The sequence below is a fragment of the Micromonospora sp. NBC_00617 genome (assembly GCF_045161355.1).
GTDB lineage: Bacteria > Actinomycetota > Actinomycetes > Mycobacteriales > Micromonosporaceae > Micromonospora.
The window spans coordinates 1,861,343-1,888,215 of sequence record NZ_CP107751.1 but is presented as its reverse complement, the minus strand read 5'-3'; the positions used below and the strand labels follow the sequence as shown (position 1 = coordinate 1,888,215).

The 26,873-nt window shown below is 67.7% G+C and carries 24 protein-coding genes; 6 read left to right on the top strand and 18 right to left on the bottom strand.

The window, feature by feature from the left end; genetic code table 11:
- Position 1: 1 nt before the first annotated feature.
- The 3 genes from brxD to OG505_RS08470 are packed head-to-tail and all read right to left on the bottom strand — an operon-like array spanning position 2 to position 7,805.
- Positions 2 to 1,315 carry a BREX system ATP-binding protein BrxD gene (brxD, locus tag OG505_RS08480; protein ID WP_405432298.1) on the bottom strand — a complete coding sequence of 438 codons (1,314 nt, stop codon included), beginning with the start codon at positions 1,313 to 1,315 and terminating at the stop codon, positions 2 to 4.
- Complete coding sequence (pglZ, locus tag OG505_RS08475; protein WP_405432296.1) at positions 1,312 to 4,044, bottom strand: BREX-2 system phosphatase PglZ; 2,733 nt, start codon at positions 4,042 to 4,044, stop codon at positions 1,312 to 1,314. Before pglZ ends, brxD begins: the two co-directional genes overlap by 4 nt.
- The gene (locus OG505_RS08470) at positions 4,041 to 7,805 is read right to left on the bottom strand and encodes a hypothetical protein (RefSeq protein WP_405432293.1); all 3,765 of its coding nucleotides are present in this window, start codon (positions 7,803 to 7,805) and stop codon (positions 4,041 to 4,043) included. Before OG505_RS08470 ends, pglZ begins: the two co-directional genes overlap by 4 nt.
- Positions 7,806 to 8,070: 265 nt before the next feature.
- On the opposite strand from OG505_RS08470, the gene OG505_RS08465 reads away from it, so the two are divergent.
- Genes OG505_RS08465 through OG505_RS08455 form a run of 3 tightly spaced genes read left to right on the top strand, consistent with a single transcriptional unit; the run spans position 8,071 to position 10,557 of the window.
- Positions 8,071 to 8,685 (top strand): hypothetical protein, encoded by a 615-nt coding sequence (locus OG505_RS08465; RefSeq protein ID WP_405432292.1) that lies wholly within the window; start codon positions 8,071 to 8,073, stop codon positions 8,683 to 8,685.
- Positions 8,686 to 8,710: 25 nt separating this feature from the next.
- Complete coding sequence (locus OG505_RS08460; RefSeq protein ID WP_405432291.1) at positions 8,711 to 10,006, top strand: hypothetical protein; 1,296 nt, start codon at positions 8,711 to 8,713, stop codon at positions 10,004 to 10,006.
- Between the two features lie 50 nt (positions 10,007 to 10,056).
- A complete protein-coding gene (locus OG505_RS08455) occupies positions 10,057 to 10,557 on the top strand; it encodes a Pycsar system effector family protein (protein WP_405432289.1) in 501 nt (166 codons plus the stop codon).
- A 30-nt stretch (positions 10,558 to 10,587) separates the two neighbouring features.
- On the opposite strand, the gene OG505_RS08450 is transcribed toward OG505_RS08455, so the two are convergent.
- The 8 genes from OG505_RS08450 to pglX (OG505_RS08415) all read right to left on the bottom strand — a co-directional run bounded on the left by OG505_RS08450 (position 10,588) and on the right by pglX (OG505_RS08415) (position 20,131).
- Entirely contained in the window at positions 10,588 to 12,195 is a 1,608-nt protein-coding gene (locus tag OG505_RS08450; RefSeq protein ID WP_405432286.1) for a GMC oxidoreductase, read from the bottom strand.
- A gap of 23 nt (positions 12,196 to 12,218) precedes the next feature.
- On the bottom strand, positions 12,219 to 12,917 hold the full coding sequence (locus OG505_RS08445) for a hypothetical protein (RefSeq protein ID WP_405432285.1): 699 nt from the start codon (positions 12,915 to 12,917) through the stop codon (positions 12,219 to 12,221).
- A complete protein-coding gene (locus OG505_RS08440) occupies positions 12,907 to 13,374 on the bottom strand; it encodes a hypothetical protein (protein ID WP_405432284.1) in 468 nt (155 codons plus the stop codon). Before OG505_RS08440 ends, OG505_RS08445 begins: the two co-directional genes overlap by 11 nt.
- 122 nt (positions 13,375 to 13,496) lie before the next feature.
- Positions 13,497 to 14,543 (bottom strand): hypothetical protein, encoded by a 1,047-nt coding sequence (locus tag OG505_RS08435; protein ID WP_405432282.1) that lies wholly within the window; start codon positions 14,541 to 14,543, stop codon positions 13,497 to 13,499.
- A gap of 202 nt (positions 14,544 to 14,745) precedes the next feature.
- Positions 14,746 to 15,363: a restriction endonuclease gene (locus tag OG505_RS08430; RefSeq protein WP_405432279.1), complete on the bottom strand. Its 618-nt coding sequence runs from the start codon at positions 15,361 to 15,363 to the stop codon at positions 14,746 to 14,748.
- Positions 15,364 to 15,589: 226 nt separating this feature from the next.
- Complete coding sequence (locus OG505_RS08425) at positions 15,590 to 16,903, bottom strand: hypothetical protein (protein WP_405432277.1); 1,314 nt, start codon at positions 16,901 to 16,903, stop codon at positions 15,590 to 15,592.
- Positions 16,893 to 18,125, bottom strand: coding sequence for a hypothetical protein (locus OG505_RS08420; protein WP_405432275.1), 1,233 nt, complete (start codon positions 18,123 to 18,125; stop codon positions 16,893 to 16,895). The genes OG505_RS08425 and OG505_RS08420 overlap by 11 nt, the downstream gene beginning before the upstream one ends.
- A complete protein-coding gene (pglX, locus tag OG505_RS08415; protein ID WP_405432273.1) occupies positions 18,122 to 20,131 on the bottom strand; it encodes a BREX-2 system adenine-specific DNA-methyltransferase PglX in 2,010 nt (669 codons plus the stop codon). Before pglX (OG505_RS08415) ends, OG505_RS08420 begins: the two co-directional genes overlap by 4 nt.
- Positions 20,132 to 20,185: 54 nt before the next feature.
- Between pglX (OG505_RS08415) and tnpC the strand changes: the two genes are divergently transcribed.
- Complete coding sequence (gene tnpC / locus OG505_RS08410; protein WP_405434428.1) at positions 20,186 to 21,550, top strand: IS66 family transposase; 1,365 nt, start codon at positions 20,186 to 20,188, stop codon at positions 21,548 to 21,550.
- Here tnpC and pglX (OG505_RS08405) read toward each other — a convergent pair.
- Together pglX (OG505_RS08405) and OG505_RS08400 are read right to left on the bottom strand one after the other, a co-directional pair.
- Positions 21,510 to 23,204: a BREX-2 system adenine-specific DNA-methyltransferase PglX gene (gene pglX, locus OG505_RS08405; protein ID WP_405432271.1), complete on the bottom strand. Its 1,695-nt coding sequence runs from the start codon at positions 23,202 to 23,204 to the stop codon at positions 21,510 to 21,512. The two genes, tnpC and pglX (OG505_RS08405), sit on opposite strands and share 41 nt — an antisense overlap.
- A 72-nt stretch (positions 23,205 to 23,276) precedes the next feature.
- On the bottom strand, positions 23,277 to 23,516 hold the full coding sequence (locus OG505_RS08400) for a winged helix-turn-helix domain-containing protein (protein ID WP_405432270.1): 240 nt from the start codon (positions 23,514 to 23,516) through the stop codon (positions 23,277 to 23,279).
- A gap of 318 nt (positions 23,517 to 23,834) precedes the next feature.
- Here OG505_RS08400 and OG505_RS08395 point away from each other — a divergent pair, with 318 nt between their 5' ends.
- Positions 23,835 to 24,113, top strand: a complete 279-nt coding sequence (locus OG505_RS08395) for a DivIVA domain-containing protein (RefSeq protein WP_405432269.1) — start codon at positions 23,835 to 23,837, stop codon at positions 24,111 to 24,113.
- Positions 24,110 to 24,412, top strand: coding sequence for a hypothetical protein (locus OG505_RS08390; protein WP_405432266.1), 303 nt, complete (start codon positions 24,110 to 24,112; stop codon positions 24,410 to 24,412). Before OG505_RS08395 ends, OG505_RS08390 begins: the two co-directional genes overlap by 4 nt.
- Here the strand turns inward: OG505_RS08390 and OG505_RS08385 are convergent.
- From OG505_RS08385 to OG505_RS08365, 5 genes are all read right to left on the bottom strand, one after another.
- Positions 24,393 to 24,674, bottom strand: a complete 282-nt coding sequence (locus OG505_RS08385) for a hypothetical protein (RefSeq protein ID WP_405432264.1) — start codon at positions 24,672 to 24,674, stop codon at positions 24,393 to 24,395. The genes OG505_RS08390 and OG505_RS08385 overlap by 20 nt on opposite strands.
- A 130-nt stretch (positions 24,675 to 24,804) precedes the next feature.
- The gene (locus OG505_RS08380; protein ID WP_405432263.1) at positions 24,805 to 25,488 is read right to left on the bottom strand and encodes a hypothetical protein; all 684 of its coding nucleotides are present in this window, start codon (positions 25,486 to 25,488) and stop codon (positions 24,805 to 24,807) included.
- Between the two features lie 12 nt (positions 25,489 to 25,500).
- Positions 25,501 to 25,677: a hypothetical protein gene (locus OG505_RS08375; RefSeq protein ID WP_405432262.1), complete on the bottom strand. Its 177-nt coding sequence runs from the start codon at positions 25,675 to 25,677 to the stop codon at positions 25,501 to 25,503.
- A gap of 13 nt (positions 25,678 to 25,690) precedes the next feature.
- On the bottom strand, positions 25,691 to 26,389 hold the full coding sequence (locus OG505_RS08370; protein ID WP_405432260.1) for a hypothetical protein: 699 nt from the start codon (positions 26,387 to 26,389) through the stop codon (positions 25,691 to 25,693).
- Between the two features lie 66 nt (positions 26,390 to 26,455).
- The gene (locus OG505_RS08365; RefSeq protein ID WP_405432258.1) at positions 26,456 to 26,692 is read right to left on the bottom strand and encodes a hypothetical protein; all 237 of its coding nucleotides are present in this window, start codon (positions 26,690 to 26,692) and stop codon (positions 26,456 to 26,458) included.
- Between the last annotated feature and the right edge of the window lie 181 nt (positions 26,693 to 26,873).

The following is a 26,873-nucleotide window of genomic DNA, read 5'->3' as shown; positions in this document are numbered from 1 at the left end:
CCTAGAGGTCGAGCGAGATCTCGTCGGCGCTCATGGCGTTTCGCTCGACGTCCGTCAGCTCGGCCGTGGCCAGGGTGAGCGCATAGTGTTGCCGAGGGTCGAAGTCGGGAAACTGGTCCACCCGGTCAAGCACCTCTCCCACAAGCTTCTTCAGGAACAGGCGTGGCGCCACCCCCACCTTGCCGCCCAACCCGCCGGCGACCGCACGGGCCAGGGCATCGAGGTACGCATCGTCGACCAGCGCGGACACCCGCTCCGGCGCCGCCGATCCGTCCGCGTACAGGTCGCGGACGCGACCGCCCAACTCGATGAGCGAGTCGACGCTGAAACCCGGCAGACGGATCTGCACCGCGCGCGGGTTGTCGAAGCGCGGTTCGGTGGTGAAGTCGACCGCGAGCCGCTGGGCCAGCGGTGCGAGCCGCTGCACGCCCTGCGGGCCATCGTAGAAGGCCGGGGTGCCGGTGATGACCAGATACAGCCCGGGGAACCGCCCCGAGTGCACCTCGTCGATGAGCTGCCTGAGCGCGTTCAACGCCTTGTCGCGGGCGTCCGACCGGACCCGTTGCAGCGTCTCCACCTCGTCCAGCACCAGCAACAGACCGGGATGGCCGCTGTCACGCAGCACCGCGAGCAGGCCCTGCAGGAAGCTCAGTGCCGCGAAGTGGTCGAGGTCGCCACGGACACCGGCGACCCGCCGAGCGGCGGCGGCGACGTGCGGCTGTCCGCCGAGCCAGGCGAGCACCGCGTCCGCGGTAGCCGAGTCGCCCAGTGCGGTGGCGGCCCGGTAGCCGCGAAGCGCCGCGGCGAAGGCGGGGGCGCTGCGGCTGACCGTCGCGAGGCGCTGGTCAAGCAGGCCCTCAACCGCCCGGTCGAGGGCGGAGGTGTCATCGGGCGCGACGTCCCCCGCTGCCAGGACGTCTTCTTCCAGCGCGTAGAACCATCCGTCCACCACCGGTCGCAGGGCACTGGCCGAAAACGTTGAGGTGGTGAGCCGCTCGGTGAGCCGCCGGTAGACCGTCTCAAGCTTGTGCAACGGCGTCTCGTTCTCCGAGACCTGCACCTCCGCGGTCGCGAGGTTGGCCCGTTTCGCCCGCTCGGCGATCCACCGCGTGAAGAACGTCTTTCCGGATCCGTACTCGCCACGGACCGCCTTGAAGACGGAGCCGCCGGCGGCGACGGTGTCCAGGTCCGCCCCGATCGCGGCACCGAACCGGTCCAGCCCCACGGCGAAGAGATCCAGTCCGGCCGACGGCACCGCACCTCGCCGGAGTGCGTCGATCACCTCACGCCGGCGGGCCGGGCTGACCGCACTCACGAAGACCCTCCGGGCAGCCGAAACTGCTCCCGCAGCAGGCGGATGTCCAGCCGGACGGTCCGATTGTTGTCGGTCAGCGACAGCACCGGGTAGTTGTCCACGTTGAAGATCCGCTGCAGGGTGGTGGCGAATCCGGTGGCACGAGCCGGCACCTCACCGGCCCGCTGGGCCAGCACGGCCACCGGCAGCACGCCCTTGGCGTCCACCAGCGCCCGCAGCGCCGCCTGAATCTTCTTGACCTCCAACCGGCGCGGGGTCAGGCCATGCTGCGCCTCGAACAGCTCGGTGGCGAGCAACGCGCCCACCAGGTCACCGTCGCCAGCAGCCGGCGCCGCCGCGGGCGCGGGGGTGCTTTCGGGTACGTCGAACAGCGCCTCGCCTGCGGCCGCGGGTGCCTTCCGGCGCGGCTTCGGTACGGACGTCTGCCGCGCCGAAGCTACCGGCACCGGATCCGCAGTCGTCGGTTCCCACCAGTCCGGCCGGCGCTCCTCGACGGGCGCCCAGCCGGCCGGCGGCTCGGTCACGTTGGGCAGCAGGTAGGCCAGCAACGGAATGGTCACCTCGGCCAGCGAGGCGCCGCCGTGGTAACCGGCCTTGCTCGGGCGGTACCGCAGCAGCGGATCCCACAGCGCGATGATGCGGCTCCCGTCGGCGACGACGCGGGGGCCGGTCAGCTCGACCTCGCCGGAACCGGCGGGCCCTGCGCCGGTGCGGTGCCGCGCGGAAGCGGCGTCGAGCGCCTTGACGTGCTCGCCGCCCCGCTCGAGCACGTGGCCGTGGTCGCTGGTGATGACGACCGCCCGCCCGGAGGAACGGGCCTGGTCGAGCAGGCTCCGCAGGAAGCCGAGGTCATCGAGCTGCCAGCCGCCCTCGTTGCCCTCCCGACCGTACGCCAGGGAGTCGTCCACCGTGTTGATCACGACGGCGACGACGGGCGCCGGGCCAGCCACCGCCTCAGCCAGGCCGCCGGCCAGCACCTCCCCCGCTCCGCCGCGCGCCGGGCCCTTGTGGAAGATCCGCGAGTCCCTGCCCCACCGACCATCGGCGAAGAGCCTGATCTCGTGGTCCTGCTTACCGGCGCGCAGCGCGCCGGCGAAGAGCGACGTGCGGGAAACCGCGGTCAGCGTGGGCAGGGCGGCCACGATGCCCCGCCGCCGGCCCCCACCGAGCGGGTCGTACTCCACCCAGTGCGGGGACAGCTGATCGGCCAGTTGCACGGCGACCGCGGCGCTCATGCCGTCGAGCACGACGAGCAGCACCGGCCGGTCCGCGCGGATCAGCGGGTCGATCACCCGCGGGAGCAGGTTCTCCACCGTCAGCAGGCCACCGTCGTTGCCGGGGCCCGCGGTGGCCCAGGCAGCCAGCCGGCCGGCGAAGGCGCCGTCGAGGTCGCGGCGACGTTGTTGCGCCCGCTCATGGATCTCCCGGAACGCGTGCTGCAGCTCCGGGTGGACCTCCTCGCCGGCCCAGACGTGGTTGAGCGCGAGGTCCACCCAGCCCCATTCGGCGATCTGCCGGTCCACGCCGTCCGCGACGCTCTCCGGCGCTGCCACCGCCGTGCCCAACCAGCGGACGAGCCGTTGCGCCATCCGGATGCGGCGGACCCGCTCGGCCTCGGCGTCGGCGAGCCGGTGCCCGGCGAGGTGCTCGACGGCCTGGTCGAGGGTCGGGTCCGCCGGGTCCCGCAGACCGGCGAGCAGCGCCTGGGCGGCGGCGGCGATCCGCCGGGTGAACCCGGTCCGCAGGATCGGGCTGTGGCCGGCGCTGCCGACCGCGTTGAACTGGATGAGCAGTTGCTCGGCGCGGTCGAGGACGGCGTGCCCCTGTCGCTGCACCTCCGGCACCGGTGCGCTGAGCAGCGCGCTGACCACTTGCACTGTGGCCGCCGCGAAACCGCGCAGGGTCGAGTCGTCGTTGAGGTTGCCGAAGTACTGGTCGACGCGCCCCTGGGCGCGTACGGCGTCGGCGCTGTCGGTGCTCCAGAGCGCGTCGCAGACCAGGCCCAGCGGCAGCGCTTCCGGCCCGTGTCCGGCCGTGATGAGCGCGAACAGCGCCTTGGCCGGTCGGCCGAACTGCTCCACCAGCCAACGGGCAAGCCCGTCCCGTTCGGCCTCCCGCAGCAACCCGTACGCCTCGACGGCGCCCGGTTCCGCGCTCCAGCGCAGCAGGGTCGTCACATCGAGGTCGTCCGGGTCCTCACCCCGACGATCCAGGCCGAGACGCACCGCGGCGAGGTGCCGCAGCGCGACGTCCCGGGTCAGCACGCGGGTAGTGAGCTTCGGCCAGCCCGCCGGCGGCATCGCGTCGAGCAGCGCCACACCGGCCCACGACTCGCGTTCCAGCGCGCTGTCCGGCAGCTGCGCGCCGAACGCGTCGACGACCAGGTCCCACGGCTCGACGCTGATGACCCGCTGCCGGAAGATCCGGCTCCGCACGCCGTGGTGCAGCACGGACTCCGGAATGTCGGTGAGCAGGACCAGCACCTCGTCGCCCCGCTCGGCGACGAGATGCTCCCAGACGGCGAGCGGCGACACGCACGGCACGACCCGGACCGGACGTCCATCGGGCAGCAGCACCATGGGGTCGTGCGGCCACGCCGGTTCGGCCCGCACGACCAGCACCGGGTACGCGTCACCGTTGCGGTGCCGTTCGAGCTGCTGCGCCACCTTCTGCCGCAGCGCCACCGGGTTGATCCGCAGCGCCTGAGCGGCGGCAGGTGCCTGAGTCACGGCACGATTCTCCAGGTCACCTCGATGCTCGCGTCACCCTGGTCAGCGGCGAAGGCACGCAACTGCTCCACGGCTCGGTCGAGGTCGCCGGCCGTCACCGAGACACGACCGCTCGGCTTGTCGACAGCGAACTCCGGATCCCGAGGGGTGTGCTGGTCAATTGGGCGGCGCGGTTGGACGAATTCGGGCTTGTCCTGGTCACCTTCGGGAACGTCGACGACTGGCACCTTGCGGGTGGCGCGACGCAACAGTGCGGTCGCGTCGGCCTGGGCGCGGCGCAGGGCCGGGGCGAGTGGCGCGGTCAGCTCGTCAGCCTGCGCCACCCGGCGCAGCTCGGCGAAGATCGCAGCCGCTTCGGCCGCGTGCGGCTCAGGCAGACCAGCCACGATCTCGAAGGTGTCCCAGGGCGCGGCGGCCAACGCCGCCGACACCTGCGAAGCACTGCTGATGCTTCGACCGGTGCGGTCGGCGGGGCCGGCGAGTTCCGCGCGGGCGAGCCGTTCGACCGCCTCCACCGCCGACCGTCCGTTGACCAGCGTCTCCAACAGGTCAGCGGCGGCCCTGGCCGTGGCGAGCCGGCCGGACTCCTGATCCATCTTCAGCCAGCTTGCGTGCTGCTGTAGACGGGCGACCAGCCCGTGGGCGGCTTCACGATGACGAGTCGCATTGGTGACCAGGTCCCGGCCGAACATCGCCACCAGCCGACCCCGGCGCAGGGCGAGCGGCTGAACTCCGAAGACCGCGGCGGACCGGGCGCGGGCGATGTCCCAGTCCTCCTCGCCGGGCAGACGCTGCTCGCGCAGCGTGTGATCGGCGGTGACCCTGCCTGGTTCCGGAGCGGGGATCACCTCGCTGCCGTGCAGGTGGAACGCACGGTCGGTCTGCTCAGCGAAGGTCGCCACCACCAGCTGCGCGACGATCGGGTCGAGGCCCCGGGGGCTCGGGTCGTCGATCCAGCGCAGGAGGTCGGCCACCCGCAGGTCGCCCGTGATGCCCTCGGCGGCGGCCCGGCGGTGGAAGTGCTGGGTCCACTGCCCCTCGATGACGAACGCCGCCTCGTGCATGGTGCCCAGCTGAAGCGGGTTGGCGATCCGGCGGAGGATCTGGCGGTTTGCCCGGTCGACCTCGACGCGTCCCTCCGGTGACTCGACGGCCCGCCGGACGTGGTCGAGGACGACCTTGACGTCGGGCAGGCGTACGGCCTCGCCCTTGCGGTCGGGGTCGAAGTCCGGGTGGGCCGGGAACTGCTGGCCGAGCATCTGGTCGCCGATGCTGCGCAGCGCATCGTTGAAGGTGGCGCCCATGGGCAGCTTCGGCTCCAGGGCGCGGGTGAGCGACTGGAGGTGGTCGTCGAACCCGAGCTGCACATCGGTTGGCTGCTTGCCCGCCAGCCCGTACGCCTGGCGCAGCACGGCCTGCATCTTGGCCAGCAGCGCGCTGCGCTGGTTGGTCAACGCGGCGTGCGCCCGGCGCCGGTCGTCGGGGTTGAGGTGCTCGGCGTGGCTGTCGAAGCGCTGCCCTTCGAGCAGCTTGTCGATGATGACGAGCTTGCCCAGCTCGGTACGGCGCTCGATGGTCAGCGCGGCGGGGATCCAGCAGACGGTGCGCGGGCTCATCCGGCTGGTCAGCTCCTGCACCCGCTGCCGGTCGTCGGCCGGGCCGTGGCTGCCGTCGTCGAACGGGTAGTCGATGATCATCCGCCAGCCGGCCGGGTCGTTCGGGTGGAACGCCTCGTCGCGGATGTCGTGCGGGTCGCGGACGTTGCCGTAGACCAACTCAATCGTACGGCGACTCCCCCGCCAGGTCAGCCCCGCCTCGGCGAAGAACGAGTCGCTCCACGGCACGCCGAGTTGCTGCCAGAGCAGCCGCTGGACGATGTGCTTGCGGGCGCCCTCGTTGTCGTAGTGCTTGGCGGTGGCGAGGACGCTGTCGACGTCCACGCCGACCAGCTCCAGCGACACGATCGGGTCGTCGCCCTCGCCGATGCGAATCTCGGCGAACCGGCCGGCCCAGTCGGCGAGCTTCCGATTGACCTGGGCGACCTCACCGCCGGGGATCGGGCTGGTGATGCTGCCGTGGTTGAGCGCCGAGAGGCGTCGGGCGGTGAGGTTGCGCAGCGCCGGAACGCTGGGGGCCAGGGCGGCGAGCAGCAGCGTCTTGATCAGCCGGTCGTCGCCGGTGAAGGCCCGGATCCGCCCGGCCATCTCGGCGGGCTGTACGTCGCCGCGGCGGGCGGCGTCCAGGTCGTCGTCGGTGAGGTCGTACTGGCCGAGCAGGTAGGGGCGCAGCTTCAGGTCGTAGAGCTTCTGGGCCATCTCGAACTCGGCCTTGAGCTTCTCGGTGAAGGGCTGGTCGCCGCCGCCGCTGATCACGTCGTAGAGGTCGCCGAGCGGGACGAGCTGACCGAGGCGCAGGGTGTCGCGGCGGTCGACCAGGAGCTGCCGCATCAGCTTGAGCGCGGTGCGGGAGCGCTGCAGCGCGCTGGAGACGTGCACCAGCGTGGAGAGGAACGCCGGGCTGAACGGGTACGTCGACCGGAAGGCGTCGATGTCGGCGCCGCTGCCGGAGTCGGTGCCGAGCAGGGTGTCGAAGACCTCCCGGCGTACCTTGGTGGTGGCGTCGAAGGCCCTGCCGATCGCCTCGCCAGCCGTGGTGTCGCGGGGTTTGAGCAGCCGGCGACGGGCGATCTCGGGGAGGTTGCGGTCCTCCAGCTTGATGACGTCGAACCGGCCGCTGGCCAGGTTGAGGGTGTCCTGGTAGCTCAGCTCGTTGGCGCCGGTGACCTCCTCGCCGACGAGTTCGCGCAGGTCACGCTGCCGGGCGATGAAGCTGACCACCGGAATGGGCCGGCGGGTGTCGCCGCCCTCGACGAAGTTGGTGATCTTCTGGATCTCGCGGGAGACGAACTGCTGGTCGCCGATGGAGTTGGCCAGCCAGAGGATCAGCTCGTCGAGGAAAAGGATCAGGCCGTGGTAGCCGAGTTCCTTGGCGTGCCGGCTGATCTCGGTCAGGCCCCGGTCGAGCGAGACGAACGCTTCGGCATCCTCCCGGGCGTTGCTGAAGAAGCCCTTGTTCCAGCTGGTGAGCAGATCGTTGACGAGCTTGCGGCGCAGCTCGTCGGAGTACGCGCCGGCGAACGCCTGGTCCAGCCGCTCGGACGTCCAGAAGGTTTCGCTCTCGCCCCACTCGTCCTCGGCGTCCCCGCCGGGCAGGCCGTCGATGAACTGCTTGTCGCCGATCTTCTCGCGCAGCGAGGCGGCCTGCTCCAGCAGCGAGTCGGTGCGGTGCACCGCCGGAATGGGCGCGTCGGGATGCAGCGCGCGGACCCGGTCGACGTAGCCACCGAGCACCCGCTGCTCGAGCGAGCGGGCGTCGAGCAGGTGATACGGCACCAGCAGGAACTTGCGCCCGTCCAGCCAGACGCTGTGCTTGGCGACCAGCGGGGCCAGCTCGTCGCGGCCACGGGCGGCTGCCTCGCCGCGCAGGAGCGCGTGCAGCACCGCCATGAAGTGTGACTTACCGGAACCGAAGGAGCCGTGCAGGTAGGCGGCCTTCGACGCGTGTCCCTCGATCGCGGAGCGGATCAGCCCGAGCGCCTCGTCGAAGTTACCGACCAACCGATCCGTGACGACGTAGTCGCGCAGGGTGGCATCAGCGTCGGCGACGCTGTCGGCGAGCTTGAGCACGAAGTCGCTCATGCTCGTGCGCTCCGGGATGTCGATGAACTCCCGGAGCAGCGGCGCAGGGCTGGGCGAAGACATGCCGCTCACCGTATCCCGCGTGACCAGCCACAGTGAGGGCGGACGGGCCGACGGTGGGCAACGCTTCGACAGGCCCGGCCCTGGGCATTCGGTGATTCAACCTCGGCCGACATGCTCAGACCATCGCGGTGCAAGCCTCTTCTCAGACGTATCCACTGTGGTCCGAGCGGGGGGTGACCGCGCCGCACTCCAGCCGATAGCATCACCAGCGAGTCTATGCACCTGCCCGAAGCCCAACCCGCCTACTGCGTCCAAGGGGAGCAATATGCCAGAGTCGTACTCGTGGAATTTCTTCGGAGATCCCAGTGAGACCGAGCCGTCGGACAGGCTGCCGTCCGACGTGAAGATCGAACGTTTCGCGCTCAGCTTCATTCTGGTTCCGTTCAACAACTTCCCGGCTCCGAGCATCACGGCGGTAAACATTCATCCGGACACCTGGAACACGCTGATGTTCCCCTATGGAGGGCTCCGGCTCGACGACGCCGAAGTAGCATCGGACGCAAGCACCTTCCACGATCTCTCGGCGGTCCTGCGCCGACTGATCGGCGCAAATCTTGACGATTACCTCTCGGGTGCCCGCACGGAACTCGCCGAGTACTATTCGCAGGTCCCGGACCTGAAGGACCTCGCCCCGGTCTATCGCAATTTCTCGTTGAAGTTCTCGAAGTCTGCCGAAAAGTGGACCGCCTACATCTTCACCTACCATCCCTGTCCGCTGTCGCAACTCGCGGTCCCCGACGTCGCACGGCGCGAGATTCCCCTCACCAAAGACCGGATCGGCGAGGCCCTCAAGACAAACCAGGTCGAGGGCGTGTCGCTCGAGGAGAACGTCGCAGCACTCCTCCGCACAAGGATCGTCGACTTTTGGTCGCAGGACTGAAAACCCACTGACCTCCGAGGTTATCGTGGCATACCACCTCCTTGACGACCTGCCCGACGAACTCACTCTAGTTCCGCGCCCAGTGCAAGTGTGGATTCTCCTGACCCTGGAGATAGTAGTCAAAACCCCCTCGGGGCGATTCATGGTGGCCAAGCAGCCGTACTACTCGGACGCCGCCGATCCAGAATCGTTGTTCGAAGGGGCCTGGGCCCCGCCATTCATAGGAGTACCGGTACCGCAGCGGTACGACGTGGCCGGTTCCCCGAAGGTGCTGCGTCAGAGGTTCACCGAAGTCGAACAGAACATACGACCGATCGAGCTGATCGAGCAGTTTCTCTATGAGATGGGCATCGAGAACCCGGCGATCGAGGAACGGTCATCGTTCGCGGAAATAAAGAGTTCGCCGCGCAACCCGCACGTCGTGAAGGCCTACAAGATCAGGCGGTTCTCGGTCCGCAGCGACCTTTCCACCAGCAAGAGCAATCTGGCGGATCCGGACGGACGCAAGGGATTCGTATTTATTCCCCTCGACGAGATGGACCGGTATATCGTTCAAGGTAGGGCCGCCGACGGGAAGCCCCTGTGGACCTTCCTGGGTCTCCCGCTGATGACAAACCTCGCGACGGTACTCACCTGGCCCTCCGAGATCAACCGACTCCGAGCCTCGGCAATCGAGATCGCACCGGAATACTTCTTCCATGATCAGTCGGGGCTGGTGGTCGTCCTGGACCTCAGCGGGTACGGACGCACGGTCCGCTACGTCACGGAAAACATGAACAGCCTGGACGCGAGCGGGGTCGAGCTTGCGGATTTCTTCCGCGCCAAGCTCGCCCAATGGTTCGCCGAACTCCTCGGTGCCATCGGCGCTAGGCAGATCCAGCATGCCGGCGACGGCTTCGTGTGCGGGCTGAACCACGTCAGTGAGCGCGGTCTTACGACCCTGGGTGCCGAGCTGAGGGCATTCCAGGACCGGATAGACGGCATCAGCGCGAGGCTCCCCCGCGAGTACCAGCTCGGGACACGTCTCGCAATCCACAGCGGCCAGTTCCGCTATGGGCGCGTGGGCGGTCCGCTGTCCGCCGTACCCGGATTCGACGGCGAGACGATCGTGACCGCGGTCCGGTTGGAGCAGGCGCTGGCCGTACAGGCTCAACGCCATGCCGTTAAACACGTTGCCGTCACAACTCTGGACGAGGCCGCCGAACTGCTGCTGTTCGACGGCGCCGACTGGTCGCCCACCCCTGAAGAGATCGAACTCAGCTCAAAGGAGTTCACGACCCGTACCCGGGTCTGGCTCCGGGGTGCCCAGGTAGCTCCGTGAAGTCCCCTCCGCGCGTTCCCGCCCGGAGCGGCGGGTTGATGGGAGAGCCGATGCCGGAAGACCTCAAAGCTGCCTTTGTCGCCAGGCTTCTCGATGAGACGCGACAGGAGCTGATCAGGGCGGAGGGCAAGACGAGCCTGCTCCTGGCGGCGCTGATCGCCGGAGGTGGCGCGGTACTCGGGGGCATCACGGCACGGGCGGCGACCCCCCTGGAGCATCCGTGGCCCGTCAGGGTGACGGCCTTCTGCGCTCTCGCCGCCGTCCTCGCCGGCGCGGTCAGGTTGGCCTCAGCCGTCTGGCCACGTCTCGGGCGCTCGCCGGGCGGGGCCGTCGACTACTTCGGCGACGTGGCCAGCCTCAGCGACGTCACCTCCGTCGCTCAACGTCTAGACATTGACAAGGCCGAGATCGTGGACCGCGACACGCGACAGCTGTGGGCCCTGTCAAGGATCGTCATGGCCCGGTACCGGGCGATCAGAACCTCCATGCAGCTGATCGGGCTGGGAATCGCCTTCGGAACCTGCTCACTGCTCATCATCGCCTTCCTCTAGACAGGCAAGGGGGTTTGCCGCTGTCCACGGCTATCCGGCGCCGCTGGCAAGCCGAGCCCCGAGGTCCTGTGCGAGGGCGACCATGGTCAGGGTGGGGTTCCACGAGCCGGCCGTCGGCCACAGAGCGCCACCGGTCACGTACACGTTGTCCGTACCCCGGAGTCGGTAGTTCAGGTCGACCGGATCATCGTGGCCGGGGCCGATCCAGAGTGTTGATCCTTCATGTACCAACCCTGCCAGGCGCCGGTCACTCACCGACGGCCGCTGACTCGACCAGTGCCCGTCAAAGGGACCACCGTGCCAGTACTGAGCACCACCCGGCGCACCATCCGACACCACCCGCTCGATGACGCCGAACATGGCGGCGTCCATCGCGTTCCAGGTCAGCCTGTCTCGCTCGCTCAGCTCAAGGTGCACCCGTACGCCTGAGGCGGCCAGCGCCAGGCGGCACCTGCCATTCGGACTGCCGACTTCACCCACAGCGGCACCCGTGAACACCACGAACTCCTCCGACCCGAGCAGCTGTCGCCGCACCGGAAACGCATAACAGTCGGGGGCATGGTGGCGGAGGGCCTGATACGCCTGCGCCGGCACCTGGCTCCGGACCGCAGTGAGCTGCACGTGGTATTGCGACCTCTCGCACTTTCCCGCCACATACAACGCAGCCAGTTCCGACGGCTCGAGCCCCGCCCCGAAGCGGAAGTTCTCCACGGGCACCCGCGCGGTCAGCCGGCTCAGGAAGTGCGCGGTGAGTCTGGTGCCCGCATTGGGGACCATGGGTAGGTCCCTCATCACCAGCTCCGCCGACGGTATCGCTCCAGCCGCCAGGATGAGCCTGGCTCTGCCCAGCGGCAGCCGTCCCCGCGACGTTTCAAGAGCGACGGCCCTGCCCGACCTCTGTTGGATCCGCTCCACGAGACAACTTGTCGCGACGGACAGAGATGATCCGGCGCCCTTCGCCGCCAACGCCCTCTGCCTATGGGCCAGTCGAAGCAGCGGGACCGGAACCGCAAACTTCTTGAAGAGACCAACTGCCCCGCCAGCGCCGACCGCCAGGTGGGCAGGCTCGGCTCGGGTCATGGTGGGGACGCGATCGAGGTTCTGCACCAGCATGTCCTGCAGACCGCGCTGCAGACGACCGTAGACCGGGACGTGACCTGCCGGGCCGCTGGCAGACGGGCCATCCCCGATCCGATCGGCAGGGATGACGCCAAGGAAGTCCTCGGCTTCCCCGAGGCGCTTCTCGACCGCCGCCACCACCTGCGCCGGCCAGCCCTCCAGCTCCGCGATGCTAGGGCGGGGGCACCAGCCGCTCCACGTGATGCTCTTGCCGCCCAGGTACGGCAGGACGCCACGAATCCAGAGCGCATCCGCAGTGTCGTCCGGCACCTCCCACGGATAGACCTCGGATGTCTCCCCGAGGAGTGGGGCGAAGACCTCGTCCAGGCCCTGCAGGTTCTCCGGCAGAAGGAAACGCCCGCGCTCCAAGAGCAGGACCCGCGCCCGGGGGTCGATGGTCGTTGTCGCGGTCGCGAAGGCCAGCGCGCACGGTCCGCTGCCGATGACCACGTAGTCGAAAGCCGGGTTACTGCGGACGCGGCTCCACTCGGTGTCGGAGAGGAAGAAGACGTCCTCCATGAGCGTCGGTCCGCTGGCTGCGGTCACCGCGCGGCCATGGCAGCGTTGAACTGCGCGGTCAGTTCCCGAAGCTCCTCCCTGGCGACCATGGGACGGACCCGGCGGGCACCCCGGAAGCCAGGTTTTCCGACGAGGATGTCAGCCACGCCGGGAAGGTGCGGACTCAACACCGCCAGCGTGGCGCAGAACGTGTCCACGGGAATGGGCGTCGAGTGGAACACGCCGGCGGGAAGATCGTGCCAACTCCCGGACGAGAAGATCAGGTCACTGTCGAAGAGCGGCCGGGCGACCATCGGACGATCGCCTTCCTGGACGATGTCCGGCCCGCCGCGTCCCGTGGGAGCCACCTGATACGTACGAAGGTGATCATCGGCTGAGTTCTCCCGCTCGCGGTTCACCTCCGAGATCTCGAACTGGTTTTCCAGATAGGTCCCGCAGATAATGCGTGAATAGAGATGGAACGAATGCTGGTGGATCTCCGGATGCCCGTCGAGCGCGGGCCGTAGGTGCTGTGGCCAGACGTGGAGCCGGATCAGGCCCAATCCCTCGACGAACTCGACCTCGAAGACAGCGAAACCGTTGGGGTGCCAGCTTCCGGAGACGGTGGCACCACTGAGGAACCCACCCAGCGAACCGAACCGCTCGCTCACGGCACGCTCGGCGACCCTGAGGAAATCAAGGTATTCGTCACGGCTCTCCTGGCCGGCAAGGTCATCGGACACGCGACTGATCCTTCCGTGTGGCGAACGGACAACTTCCCTGCGTGAGCAGTTCGACGGCGGCCGCGACGAAAAGCGCTCCCGGCCGGTAGTTGGCGTATCCGCGGCCGTCGAAGACAGGCGGTGGATCTTCGGCCGGAGGACTGTAGAGCACCTCGCCCAGTGCCAGTCGCGGCCCCGCGGGCGGGGGTGCGTGTTCTGGCCGGGCAACTGCCACGGTGATACTGTCCAACCCTTCGCGCAACGCGGCGAGGCATCGGTGCATGCCGTCAAGGAGCACCAGCTCTCCCCGGTATGGCTCGACGATGGGGCTGATCAGGATGCTCAGCTCACCTCGCACGTCGATCTGAACCGGAGCGTAGGGAGCTACCGCTTCGGCGAGGTATAGCCTCAGCAGCTGCTCGGCGTCCCGTGCCCGACGACTGGAGGCCATCGGGATGACGGTGGCGATCTCGTTCAACGAGAGCCGTTGGTGCGCCACGCGGACATCGACGTACTGGGGCCAATGCCGCAGCATTGACGTCCGGAGAGCACCCGCTGCGACGGCCGCCGACACAGGCCGCAACTGTCGTGCGGCCCGGCTCAATAGGGCCGCCAAGGCGGCGTCAACAGTCTGGAGCTGTCACCGTCCAGCACTGACAGCGCCAGGTAGGACCCGGATCCGTCGGTGATCTCCACGAGAGAACCGTCGAACGCACCGATATCACCGGTGAACAGTTCTCCACGGGACCGCAGGTGACTGATCACCACAGCGAGGGAGTGTCCTTTCGGGAGCGTGCCGGGCAGGTTGGACTCGATGACCTCCACGGTCAACACGGTCGGCATGTAAGCGTTGTGAGTGTCATCCACCACCCTCCCCCGGACGTGCACGTCGTCGCACCGCGTCCGTACGTTTCGCAGACCCCGCAGTGCCACCTCGCGGCGATCGGCGTAGCGGAAGAAGGAACAGAGCAGCCAGCCGTCCGCCCTGATCCGAATCTGCCAACCTTTGCCGTACTCGTAGACTCTCGTCTCGGAATTCGTGCGTGTTGCCGCGCTCATCGCGCCGACAAGTTCGGAGATGTCCGCCGTCGAGCCGGTGAAGACGAGGTCGACGTCGTTCGGCCTCTGACCATATTCCGCTTCCGGCACGAGGTTCAGTGAGCCGGTCACGGCGACACCGACGTTGTCGACTGTTCCGCCGAGCAAGGCACGGGCAGATCGCCACGTGCTGGCAACAGCCTCGAGTGCGGCGACCTGACCGGTCTTCTGCCCGATCCCCTCGGCGCAGGGGAGGTAGCGCTTGATGCGGTGCACCCCGATGATCGACTTCGCCCGGAACATTTGGGCGTCGTCGAAGAACGATCCCGTGGCATCCCGAATCCGGTAGCGGCGCTCCTCGGGCAGGCCCAGCCCGTCCCGTACGTATGCCTTTCGGTAGTTGCGGCCCAGGAGCCGCTGGCGCCCGGCGTCGTCCGGTAGGTAGGTGACCTCGCCGACGACGAAGCCGGGCGGGTGGTGCCACCCGTGCACGGCAACGATGGTGTCGTCATCGAGCAGAAGATGGTCCTGGTCGACCGGGCAGCCAACCATCCCCTCAGCAGCAGGGCTCGTTGATGTGACCAGGCCCTGGTCCTGGCGATCCGCCACTGCCTCCTCCTTTGGCCACTGCTGCACCCGTTGACGGTGGCGGTGACGAAATCGGTGAGCCAGACAATGCATCGTTAGTCGTCGATAGTAAGCCGACGGTGAGCGAATGAATCCCCAGGGCCGCTGTCAGCTATCCGTCACCCGTAGGCACACTGCCCCACCGTCGCGTCTGGGCCGCGTGCCCTTGGTGAGGTGGGTCAGGTCACGCGATCCCCCTCGGCGGCGTCCCCGTCCACGCCCACATCTCCAGGGCGTGCCGATCGACCAGCGTGATGTTGAGCTGCCGGGCCAACTGGATGCCGTCGCCTGCGGTGAAGTAGCTGTTCGTCACGAGCATGCAGATCTCGCCACCGTGGATGTCCCGGCAGGTGCCGGCGAACCGTTGGATCGCGGCACTGCCCACCCGGTTGGTGAGGCTCTGCCGTTTGCACTGCACCACCACGCGGCGGCCGTCGGGGGCGATCGCCGTGACGTCCGCTCCCCGGTCAGCGGAGCCGCCACACACCTGCACCTGCCGAAACCCGGACGCGACCAGGATTCGCGCGAACCACTGCTCGAACTCGGGCCCGCTCACCGCATCGGTCACCGCGATCAGCCTGTCCCGCTGGGCCTGGTCGGCCCGCTCGCGGGCACGCTGCTTCGACACGAAGTAGGCCACCGCGACCGCCGCCGCGACGACGAGGCTCGCCAGGAAGACCGACCAGTACGGATGCCGCTGTATGAAATCCACGACCATTCCGAGCACCACGACGACGGCGATGGCACCCAGCACCAGCCCCCAGCCGTTGGCCGACCTGCCACCACCGGACACGTGACGCACCGTCGATCTCCGCCGAACACTGCCGGGGCGCCGCCTGCGGTAGTGCGCCCGAACCCGGGCGCCGTTCTTCCTGGTGTGTGACCTGACGTACGGCACGAGGCACCTCCCGGGTCGAGGGAGCCTCAGTCTCGCGGCCGGATCCGACAGTTGGCGTGCACGTGCGCCGATATTGTCAGGTACCCGTCAGTTCAGTGCCGCTCACGCCCGACGTCAGAGAGTCGTTCAGTCAGGCAGCGACTGCGGGGAACACTACGAGCGATCCGTCGCTGCTTCGTTCGATCTCAATGGCAACGTCAGCTTGGTGCACTCCCACGTTGAGGCCATCACCCAGGGCGCGAAGGCGGTAGGCCGCTTTGAGCAGGTCGTCGACCTCTCCCTGCGTGAACATGATGCTTCGGAAGCCGCCGGGGCGCTTCAGCTCGAGAGTCGACAGTCGAAGCAGGACTGAGTTGACGCCTGAATCCAACTCGTCGACGCGGCGCTCGTCGTCGCGCAGGGTCCCGATAAAGCTCTTGAACGGATTGTTCGTTCCCGCCTGCTGGGCGTGTTCAACTGCTTGAAGTACGAGCACTCGGCGTTTGAGCGCAATGGCGAGTCGCGCGAACTCCACGTGTGCGCGGAATGCGCCACCTTCCTCGTCGATGCCCGGGAACGACTTCGTCAATGGGCCGATCTCCACCGGGCCGTCAGGCAGCGCAGCCAGCGCACCTTGCCATTTTGCGAGCCGACGCTTGGTTCGTTCGATCGCCGTGTTGATCGCGTACGACGAGGAATCCAGCCCTAACGACAGGCCGATTCTGCCCTGGTCGAGGAGAACGGACGTCGCCTTGTCGATCGCGTCTCGGCAACCGTCCAGCTCGCTGCGTTCGTCTTCGAGTTTGTCTTCGTGCAACTGCTCCAGGAGGTCGGTGATCCGCTCGATCGCTTGCTGACGTTGGTGATCAGCGTAGGCGCTGACGCCGACCGCGACGGCCATCAGCACAAGTGGCGCGGCCACTGTCAGCGCTCCGGCGCTGGCCGCGGCCACACCGGCGGTGGTGGCCGAACCGGTTGCCGCGCCTGCGACAGCGGCCCTGCCACAGACCGGCACGAACGTGGCCTGGCCTGCGATGCCGGTGGAGTTGACCAAGGCGCTGTGAATGCCTCCTGCAGCTGCCTTCGAAGCCATGGGCTGGACAAGTCCTTTACCGACCTGCGCGGCGACCTTCGCCGGCACCACCATTCGGTAGAGCACCTCACCGGTGGAAGCGGCGTTCAGCGTCGGAGTCGCCGACTTCGCTGTCTGCGTCACGAGTTGCGACAACTGCTGGGCGAGCGGGCTGGCTGCATGAAGTTGAATACCACCGTTCCGATCGCGCCTGGTCGAGATCGGATGCGCTTCCAGCGTGGCGATGGGGGAATCGGCCAGTGCTGCCAGGACTGTTCTCAGTTCTGCCAGTCGGGCCGGTGTCATGCCCCGGTCGCCCAGCACGTCCGGCACGCTCACGGACTCCGTGGCGAGTGTCCATACCGGCACGGGTGCCTTGTCATCAGTGGTCACGTCTTGTCCCCTCCCCAAACTGACATTCACCATAGGCATCGGGCTGGCGGCCTTTCGTCGGCGCAGCCGTCCAGTCCGAAGTGCCCTGACCGTGTAGCAGGATGACGTGGTTGTCTCCGCAGATGGCCGGCCACGCCCGGTCCGTGCATCTCGATACGACCAGGACGGGCGTCGCATCGATGCCGTGCGCCGCGAGGCGGTGGCGGTATTCGAGGACCTGACCGAGGCCCAGCCGGAGCTGCTCGACCTCGTTGTCCCCGACCACGCTCTTCACCTCGGCGATGAACTGCCGCCCGTCGGCGTCCCGCCAGGCCAGATCCACCGGTACGCCGTGCAGCCCCGCTCCGACCCGCACGCCGAGCCCGGCGAGGTGGTCGATCAGCGCCAGGCACAGCCGATCGTGCTCACTCACCCCGGCCCGGTAGGCGTCCGCGTCGAACGACCGCTGCGCCGGCAGGTCCGCGCTCACCGTTGACGTGGTGTACGGGCGGTCGAAGCCCTGATCCTCGCTGTCAGCAGGGAAAGCATCGACGTCGAGCAGCGATTCGGCCGCCAGCCAGGCCCGAGCCACCGCCTCGGGCTGATAGTCGCGGGCGAAGGGGAAGGATCCGGCGGACACCCAGGCGTTGAGCATCCTGGCGGCGGCTATCACGGATGGCTGGCTCAGTAACCACGTCGCCGTGGCGATGTCCGGACAGTCCAGCACGAACTTCGCCTCGGCGAGGGTCTTCAGAGCATCCTCGTTGGCTTCCACCCCGCGCTCGGCCCATGTCTCCAGGCGAACTGCCCCGGCTTCCAGGGCGAGGCCCACCGGCACCGAGGCGATCCTCAGGACGACCCCGTTTCCGGCCTCGTAGATCCGGAGTGTTTCCAGTCCGCCGACGGTCAGCCGCAGGAACGGGTCACGGCCGGCATGCCGCAGCAGGAGCCAGTGCTCCCCGGCGGTGCGGGCTGCCTCGGGCACGGTCATCCGTATGAACCAACCGGCCAACGCCCATGCCGCCTGTTGCTGTTCGTTCAGTCCGTCCCGCCAGTAACCGTCGAAGGCAGCCGGAGCCGGGTCGAGCGGCGTCGGCTCCGGTTCGGCGAAGGCCCAGGCGGCAATCTCCTCCGGAGCCACCAGATTCCACAAACGAGAGTGGCGACGGGAGGCCAACCATTCGGCGACATCTGCCACGTCTTCGGCAACCCACCAGTCGGTCGACACCGCCTCTGTGGTCACGACTTCGCCTTGCGGCCACGGGTGGCCTTGGCCGGGCGCCACGACGTGAGCGCGTCGTCGGTGAGGTGCAGGCGGTTGGTGGTCTCGGCGAGGAAGCCGGCGTAGATGTCGGCCGGCGAGGCGCCCCACTCCGGGTCGAACTCGCCGTGCCACTGGCGTACCCAGGGCAGGATCTCGCGCAGCCCCGCGACCAGCGGCAACAGCCGGTCGATGGCCCAGCCGTCCTCCTGCTCCCGGGCCACGATCAGCGTCGCGAGGGCCTGGGCCTGCTCGCGGTGGTCCCAGCCGGCCCAGCCGACCAGCAGCGACGGGTCACCGTCGCGGCTGGCACCCGGGTACGACACGAACCGCTCCTTGGGTACGTCGAGCTTGCCCCGGTGCTTCCAGTAGCTGGTCTTGAGGAAGTCCGCCGAGGTGTACTTCGGCGGCACCGGGATCTGCTTGCGGAACTCCCGCTTCGCCGCCTCGTCGGGCAGCGCGTCCTCCTGCCGCTGCAGATCCCACACCTGCTCCCAGTCGGTGCGCTTGCTCAGGCCGGAGTCCTTGTAGCGCAGCGCGGCCAGGTGCGGCACGTGCTCGTCGGCGACCAGGTCGGCGATCACCTTGCCCAGGTCCTGACCGGGCGCGTAGAGGTTGGCGACGGTGAGCACGTCGGCGTCGCGGCGCAGCTCGTCGGCGAGCTGGGCGGTGGTCAGCGGACGCGGCTGCTCCAACCCGTCGACGTGCTGGTACCACAGCTCCCGCGCCTCGCACCGGTCCAGCAGCCAGTCGCGCAGCGCCTTCGCCTGCATCGCGTCCCAGCCCTCGCTGGCCCAGCGTCGCTTGCACTCCGGCCGCTCGATCAACCCGATGTTGCGGTTGCCCTCGATGACCGCGATCCGCCGCTCCACGATCGCCCGGTACTCATCCGACCAGTGCGCCGGCAGCTCCGTGATCGGCATTGAGGAGTGCCGGGCGAACCACTGCGTCTCCGTCTCACCCGCGGCCACCTTGCGGGCGAGCACGATCTCGAACGCCCGCTCCCCCAGCTTCAACTCCGGCACCGAGCCGGCCGGGGCGGTCAACTCCTCGTCCAACAACCCGTAGAGCGAGTAGACCTGCCAGTCCAACTCCTCCTGCAACGCAATCATCCGCGCCCGGACCGAGTGCCATTCTTCGCGGGCGGCAGCCAGCCGCTCGCGGGTAGGAACTCCAGAATCCGCGGCCGCCGCCGGGCTCACGGTGGCGAGCCGCTGCGCCAGGCCGTCGATCTCCCGGCTCAGTTCGAGGGGGTACGCCGACGGCAGCGGAAACTCCTGCAACTTGGTGCCAGTGAACTCGAAGAAGTGTTCCCACTCATAGCGGGCGGTCGAACGCTCACCACCCCTATTGCCCTTGTCCTGACTAACCTGCTTGAGCCAGAAGCAAGCCGTCGAACTATTCAGCATTCCCAACAGCCGAAGGTGTTCATCTTCTGATGCGCCACTCGGAAGTTTGATCACGGGCGCGGTGCGGTTGAAGACTCTTCCAGTACGGTCTAGGGAGAACTGATTGTGCGTCGCTACAAACGACATTCCGATTCCCATCCGGACCGAAAATCGCTCCGGATGCCAACGGCTCCACTCGAACCACGTGAGACCGATGTCCTCATGCGTTCCCCCCGGCTCGCGCCTGAGGGAAAGCGGTCCTCTCGTCAGCCACAAGAGGCGATGAACCGCGTGATCCTGGATCGACGCCTTGAGGGTGGTGTCATATGGGAAAAGCGATTCCGTTACAGGGGCAAGCTGCCAGTCACGTACCGAATCCCCCTCAACCACCTGTACAATCGATTGCACATCGACCCCATATCTCGGCCACGTATCGAGAGGTGCGAAGTAGCTCTCATCGGAACCAGTGTGAGTGACACGACCAACGGCCCGAACCAGGTGACCCACTTTGGTGACTTCAGCCGAAGCGAGGTACGTGTTCAGCTTGAGGTGAGTCGCTGATCGGGTCTCGATGTCCACTGTGGTTGTGTTGGGTGGCATGATCCTTGGGTGTCCTCCCAGCCGCAGCAGCCTTCGTATGAGGACCTGGTGGGGATGCTTGTTGAGCTGCGGGTCAGGGTTGAGCGGCTCGAGGCGGAGAACGCCGAGTTGCGGCGTCGGTTGGGGTTGAACTCGACGAACTCTTCCAAGCCGCCGTCCTCGGATGGGTTGGGCAAACCGAAACCGCGTTCCGGGAAGGGTTCTGGTCGGCGGGCAGGTAAGGAGCCGGGTTCGCCGGGTTCGACGCTTGCGTTGGTGGCGGACCCGGATCACACGGTGGTGCATCGACCGGACCGGTGTGTGAACCCTGTTTGCGGCGCGGATCTTGGTGGCGGTGTGGAGTACGGGCGTCAGCGGCGGCAGGTGTTCGACCTGCCGGAGCCGAAGCTGGTGGTCACCGAGCATCAGTTCGTGGCGGTGTTGTGCACCTGTGGGCAGGTCAGCCAGGGCGAGGTGCCGGCGGGGGTGACCGGCCGCGCGCAGTACGGGCCGGGTGTGAAGGCCGCGGCGGTGTATGGGCGTGGTGCGCAGTTCCTTTCGTTCGCGCGGGTCGCGGGGCTGCTGGGTGACCTGTGCGGCGCGTCGGTGTCGACCGGTTTCGTGCACGCGGTGGTCACCGAAGCGGCCCGCCGGTTGGGCCCGTTCACCTCCCACCTGGCCGCGTTGCTGCACGTGGAGCGGGTGTTGCACGTTGATGAGACCCCGGCCCGGGTCGATGGCGGGTTCAAGTACGTGCACGTGGCCTGCACCCCGATGCTGACGTCGTTTCACGTCGGCGGCCGCGGCAAGGCCGACATCGACGCCGGTGGGGTACTACCCGGCTTCGACGGCACCATCGTGCGCGACGGCTACGCCGCCTACCAGCATCTGAGCGACGCCGAGCACGCCTGGTGCGGCGCCCACCTGATCCGTGACCTACGCGGCGTCCACGAGCAGGACCCGGCCGGGCAGGCATGGGCGGAGGTAATGGCCGACACGCTGCTGATGGCCAAGACGATGACCGAGCAGGCCGTCGCGGCTGGCCGGGAAGCGTTGACCGACGCGGAGATCAGCCACGTCCGGGCCTGCTACGCCGGCGCGATCGCCTACGGCCGTCAGCAGAACCCACCCGATCGTCAGGGCGAGGTGTCGAAGGCCGGCAAGCTGGTCGAGCGCTTCCACACCCATCGCGGCATGATTCTGCGGTTCGTCGTCGACCTGGCCGTGCCGTTCACGAACAACCAGGCCGAACGTGATCTTCGTCCGGTCAAGCTTCAACAGAAGATCTCCGGCACCTGGCGCACGCTGCAAGGACTCGCCGACTTCGCCGCCGTCCGGTCCTACCTGTCCACCGCCGCGAAACACGGCCAAGACGCCCTCGACGTACTCAAACAGCTGTTCACCACCGGCCCGTGGATCCCCGCTGCTCTCTCAAGCTGAATACGTACGAAGCGAGCTGTTCCATTACATCTGCGGCACCTCCGCCCGAAAGACTCACGGGGAATTTCTGAAGGGCAGCACGAGGAACATCGACTGAACTAATCCAAGACGACTCCGTTCCTGGGCGATTAACTTGGTCGACAATCGCTTGCCATACTAAACCCAGCCTTGGGTCCGCCGGGACGCCTGACTCGCCACGGATTCCGAGCAACGCGCGGATCTTATCCGATCTATTACGCTTGCGGGCTCTTCCCATAAGAATTACCGTCGGCGTGCCATGCCCCGGGATGTAGGCACCAGAGGTATCCACAATGTGTGTCAGATCAACTTCGTGGGCAAGGTATCCTTCAATCAACTTCTTGCCAAACTCACGCTTCATGAACGAGTTGGCAGTGATCTGGCCGACGTACCCCGCGCCACGACCATCAGCACCCGAGGGCTTCGCCAGGTCGAAGAACCGCTGCACAAACGGCACCGACAGCGCGTATTGGCGGTGGCAAACCTGAGGATACGCCCGGCGATAGCGTCGGTTAGCCGCATCGTCGCTCGGCGCAATGTAGGGCGGGTTGCCGACGACGACGTGCCACTGGCCCTCTCCAAGGATGCCGAGGTGCTCCTGCACATCCTCAGTAGAGTAGTTCCACTCAATCACCTCGCCGGTCTCACTGATCATTGCCAACTGCTCCTCCCTGTCGAGGGAGTCACCGACCGCGAGGTGGATCGGCAAGGCGTATCCAGCCGCGTCAGCTAGCGTCTTGAAGCCACAACCACCAAGGGCAGCAATGAGGAGGCGGAAGCGGGCGACGGCTACCGCGAACGGATTGATGTCGACGCCGTGCACAGCGTCGAGGGCGAGGCGCACTCGCTCGTGAGGGTCGCGGTTGGGGGCGTGCAGCTCCCACTCCTTGAGGAGGCGGTGGAAGGCGCCGAGGACGAAGTGGCCGGAGCCGCAGGTGGGGTCGATCATCTTGACGACGTCGTGGCCGAACTCGGCGATGGCCGGAGTCAAGGTCAGGTCGAGGATGAACTCCTCGACGAACTCCGGGGTCTGAAGCAGCGCGTAGGTCTTGCGGGCCGCCTCGGAGAGGTCCTGGTAGAGGTCGCCGAGGAAGCGGGTGTCCCGCTCCGGGTCGGTGAAGTCGTGAACCAGGTTGCCGGCCTCGCCGCGCCGACGCCAGAAGCCGATCAGTTCCTTGGCCGCGTCGTGCGACAGCGGAACCTGATAGAGCGGGTTGTGCCGCTTGTCGAACAGCGACTTGCCGGCCTGGGTGCTGGCGATGGCGTCGAAGCCCCGCTCCAGCCAGCCGCGCAGCGTTTCCTCGGGCCGGTCGCGGAAGAACTGCGCCTCGGCCTCCTCGGCCAGCACGAGGCGGTCCCCCGGACCCGCCAGATAGGGGTCGGGCAGCAGGCCGTTGTCCTCGCAGAAGCGTACGAAGACGGTGCCGAGCACCCAGGCCACGGCGACCTGGGTGACCCGCTCGTCTCGCCAGGCCGCCCAGGTGGCGGCGGTACGCCCGACCTTGAAGGCGTGGTCGTACTCGCCACGCAGTCGGAGGCGCACCTCCTCGACCGACTCGGCCTGCTCCCGCAGGTCCTTTTCCAGGTTCTTGACCTGCTTCTGCAGGTCGGACAAGAGCAGCTTCCGGTCGATCACGCGACGACTCTAGTCGTCCCACCGACGGGACGGTGCTACCCGTAAAGCCCGTTTCGGCCGACGGCCCGCTACCTACGGCTCCCGCATCCAGAGCTTCGGGTCGTTGACGAAGACGCCCTTGCCCTGATGCCGCCAGATCACGCGCAGCGCTTCAAGCCGGACGTAGACCTGCTTGACCGTCGACGGACTGACCTTGTGCGTCGCGGCGAGCTGGGTGATCGAGGGCAGCTTGTCCCCCGGCCTGAGCCTCTTCGCCCTGATGTCGGCGACGATCTCGTCGGCAATACGGATGTAGTCGGCGGTAATCGGCATGACTCCCCCTGCGTGGCACGCCAATTCGATCACGCAAGGACACCCGGCAACAACTCTATGTTTGACTCAGGCGACTGGGACAGCTAAGTTGGCTTCTGCCTCTCCCCTTGCGTGGCAACAAGGAGCAGAGGCATCCCCCTGGTCGGGGCGGGTGCGCTTGCCCGCCCCGACCCGTCGGACTGCTCTGCCGTCGTACCGCTGAATTGAGCTGCGGCGGCCAAGCGGGCCGGTCGCCCGCGGCCCCCGCGCGGACGGCCCGCCCTTCCACACCCCTGCCGGGAGCCTCCGCGCTCCCGCCTGCCCGCAGAGAGGATCGTCGTGGCTCAGGTGTATCGAGGTGGCCAGCCCTACCCGGCCGGTCATCCGGGCCGGTTGACGCCCCACGAGGTGCGGACCCGCGCGTTCGCCGCGCGCCGGCGCGGCATCGACCCCGATGAGGTACGCGAGTTTCAGGCCCGGGTGGCCGACGAGCTGGCCATGCTGAACGAGTCGGTACGGCTGCTCAGCCAGGAGAACGACCGGATCAGGCGGGCGCTTCGTGACTGGCAGACCATGCACGCCCGAGAGTGCCGGCCACCGAACTCCGGCCACTGGTGACCGCGCGCCCCTCCCCCGGCGACCTGCTGATCGTCGACGGCCGTGCCTCGGTGCAGTTCGCCGGGGACCGCGCCCTGACCTTCCGCGTCGTGTCGGTCTCCGACCAACCGACGTACCACGGCTGGATCTGGCTGACCGGCTACCTCCTCAATCGGCGCGGCGACGCGACCGCCAAGCGCGAGGTCTACGTCCTGCTCGCCGGCCTCCGCCCCGCGCCCGAGCCGGTGGCCGAGGGGAGTACGACGCCGGGTCGGAACAGGTCACGCGCTCCGGTCAGGGTCAGAAGCGCCAGTCGTTGAGGGAGATGTCATCCGTCCAGTCGGAGCCGACCAGCGTCCCGTCGGGAAAGGCGGTGGCTGCCTCGTCCGGCTCAATGCCGGCGTCGAGAAGTTCGACGATCGAGTCGTACAGCCCTGACAGCTGCCCCTCGCTCGCCTGCCCCACCCTGGCGGCGACGTCCCTGCGCAGGCCGACACGGAAGTTGAGCAGGCCAAAATGGGAGGTGAGGTAGCGCTGGTCCCGCACCTGCGGAGTTCCTGTGGCGATGACGATCTCGCCCATGCCCTGCCCGTGGTGAACAGGGCATGGGCGAGATCGTCCGTCGTAACTCCAGAACCGCGTTTGGTGAGATCAGCCCTGCGGGGAAACGCAATGGCGCGGCAGGAGGCCGTGAACCTGTTCCGATGCGGCATCACGCACCCACCACGTCCGCCGTCCTGGGCCTCACCTGGTCGACCTGCACCGCCAGCCAGCGGAAGTCGCCGTTGCGGCCGTTCAGGCGGGCGAAGTCCCGCCAGATCAGCGGGTAGTCACCGAGCAGGTCGCGCTGATTCGCCGCGAAGTAGCTGCCCTCGGTCCCCCAGCGGAGCCTGCCGCGAAGCCTGCGCCCCTCGTGCAGGCGGAACTCGCCGTCCCGAATCGGCCGAGAGCCGGCCGGCGGGCTCCACATCCCACGGTCGTTGGTGAGCAGGACGGCCAGACCGTTCATCGGGGCGGGGCCGGGACGGCAGAACCGTTCCAGCCGGGCGACGTCGACCACGAAGCCGAGCCGGGCCAGGTCCGGGGCGCCGTGGTGGCGCAGCCGGAACTTCTCGCCGGTGCGAGGGTCAACGCCGTCCCAGAGCGCGGTGAAGTACTTGAACTCGATCGCCGTCCGGCCATTCGGGCCACAGCAGAGCAGATCCAGGTACGCGTTCTCCTCCTGCCGGACTTCGAGCCGCACCTGGACCTCGTTGTCCAGGCAGTGCACCGCCCAGGCGAAGGCGTGCTGGAAGTCCGCCTCCGAGTGGAACACGGTCCGCTCGGCCCGCAACGCGTCCATCACCACCGCCAGCGGGAGCGATCCAGCGATTCGCAGCTCTGCCTGCTGATCCACGGTCCTATACCGTCAGCGGTGGTTGTGGTTGCCGGCGGCGGGCTTGCCACCGACTCCGCGGCAGGTCGGGCAGGTTTCGTCGACGTAGTAGGCGTTGCCGCGGTCCATGCGCGTACGACGCACGACACCGGTGCCCCGGCAGGTTCCGCACTTCATGCAGTTGTCGCAGTTCGGGTCATAGCCAGGCATGGTTCCTCCGTCGTCAGATGCTCGGTCGGGGAAGCGGGAAGTAGGGCTCCAGCTCTGCGCTCACCCAGTGGGGCGGTGACTGCAGCGCCAGGCCGACATTGACGAAGACCTCGTAGAGCGAGGCGGCCTGCTTCCACTGCCTGCGGGAGCGGGTCGGGTCGTCGTCGCTGTACGGGGCGTCGATCAGGGCCAGGTACGCGCCCGAGCCGTCGCGGCAGACGTGGATGGTGTTGGAGTCACGGTCCGCGGTCATCGTGGCGACGTGGCGCACCTCGCCCGGTGCCAGCTCACGCAGCCCGGACCGCTCCGACGGCGGCGGCGGGATCGTCGGGAGCCAGTTGTTGACATCGCCGCCGGTGTCGACCCACCGGCTCCACTCGTAGCCGCGTACTCGCAGGGGCGGGACGCCATGCTGCCGCAGGAACTGGATGCCCCCGTCTAGCACGGCCTTGGCATCGACGCCCTCGAAGCCCAGGCCGACCAGCTCGGCCACGGCCCGGCTCGCCCCGTAGGCGGCCCAGCCTCCGATCGGAGTCACTTGCCGGGCCAGCGCGGCGGTCAGGCCAGCCGGATCCGACTGCCTCAGCGGCCACAGCGTCGACAGCATGCCCCATGCCTCTTCGGGCCCCAACCCACTGCTCTCGCCGTACCACTCGTAGCGTCCGAATTTGTCCATCATCGACACGATCTGCGCAGGCAAAGCCGAGGACATTCAGATCTCCTCATTTCCTTTGCTCATTTCCGCATTTCTCCCATCGTCGCGGCGCGCGGTTGGCGTTCACCCACCTCGGCGGGTGAAGACGACAGGCGGGGCCGGACGCCCCCGGGCAATCCAGAGGATCAGGGTGATCGGCCAGAACATCGCGGCGATGGCAGTCCGAGCGACCCACTCGATACCGAGTCCTCCATCTCCCACCAGTTTGTTGCCCTGCCATCCCAGCCCGGCACGGTGGCGGATCACCATCACGGAGATGAACCAGCCCACGAGATAGACCAATAGCAAGGTGCAATCCATTATCGACCTCCGATGCATTCGCGCCGGCAAGTCATCCTCTCGGCTCGATCCCGCTCGTCGCTCTGAGCAATCAGGACGAATGGCGTGGTCGGCAATGAGGAAGAACTCGGGTGACCGCGGGGCATCACCGTAAGGCAGCGGATCGACCGCGCTCAAGGTCTTCGGCCGACTACAGTCTGAT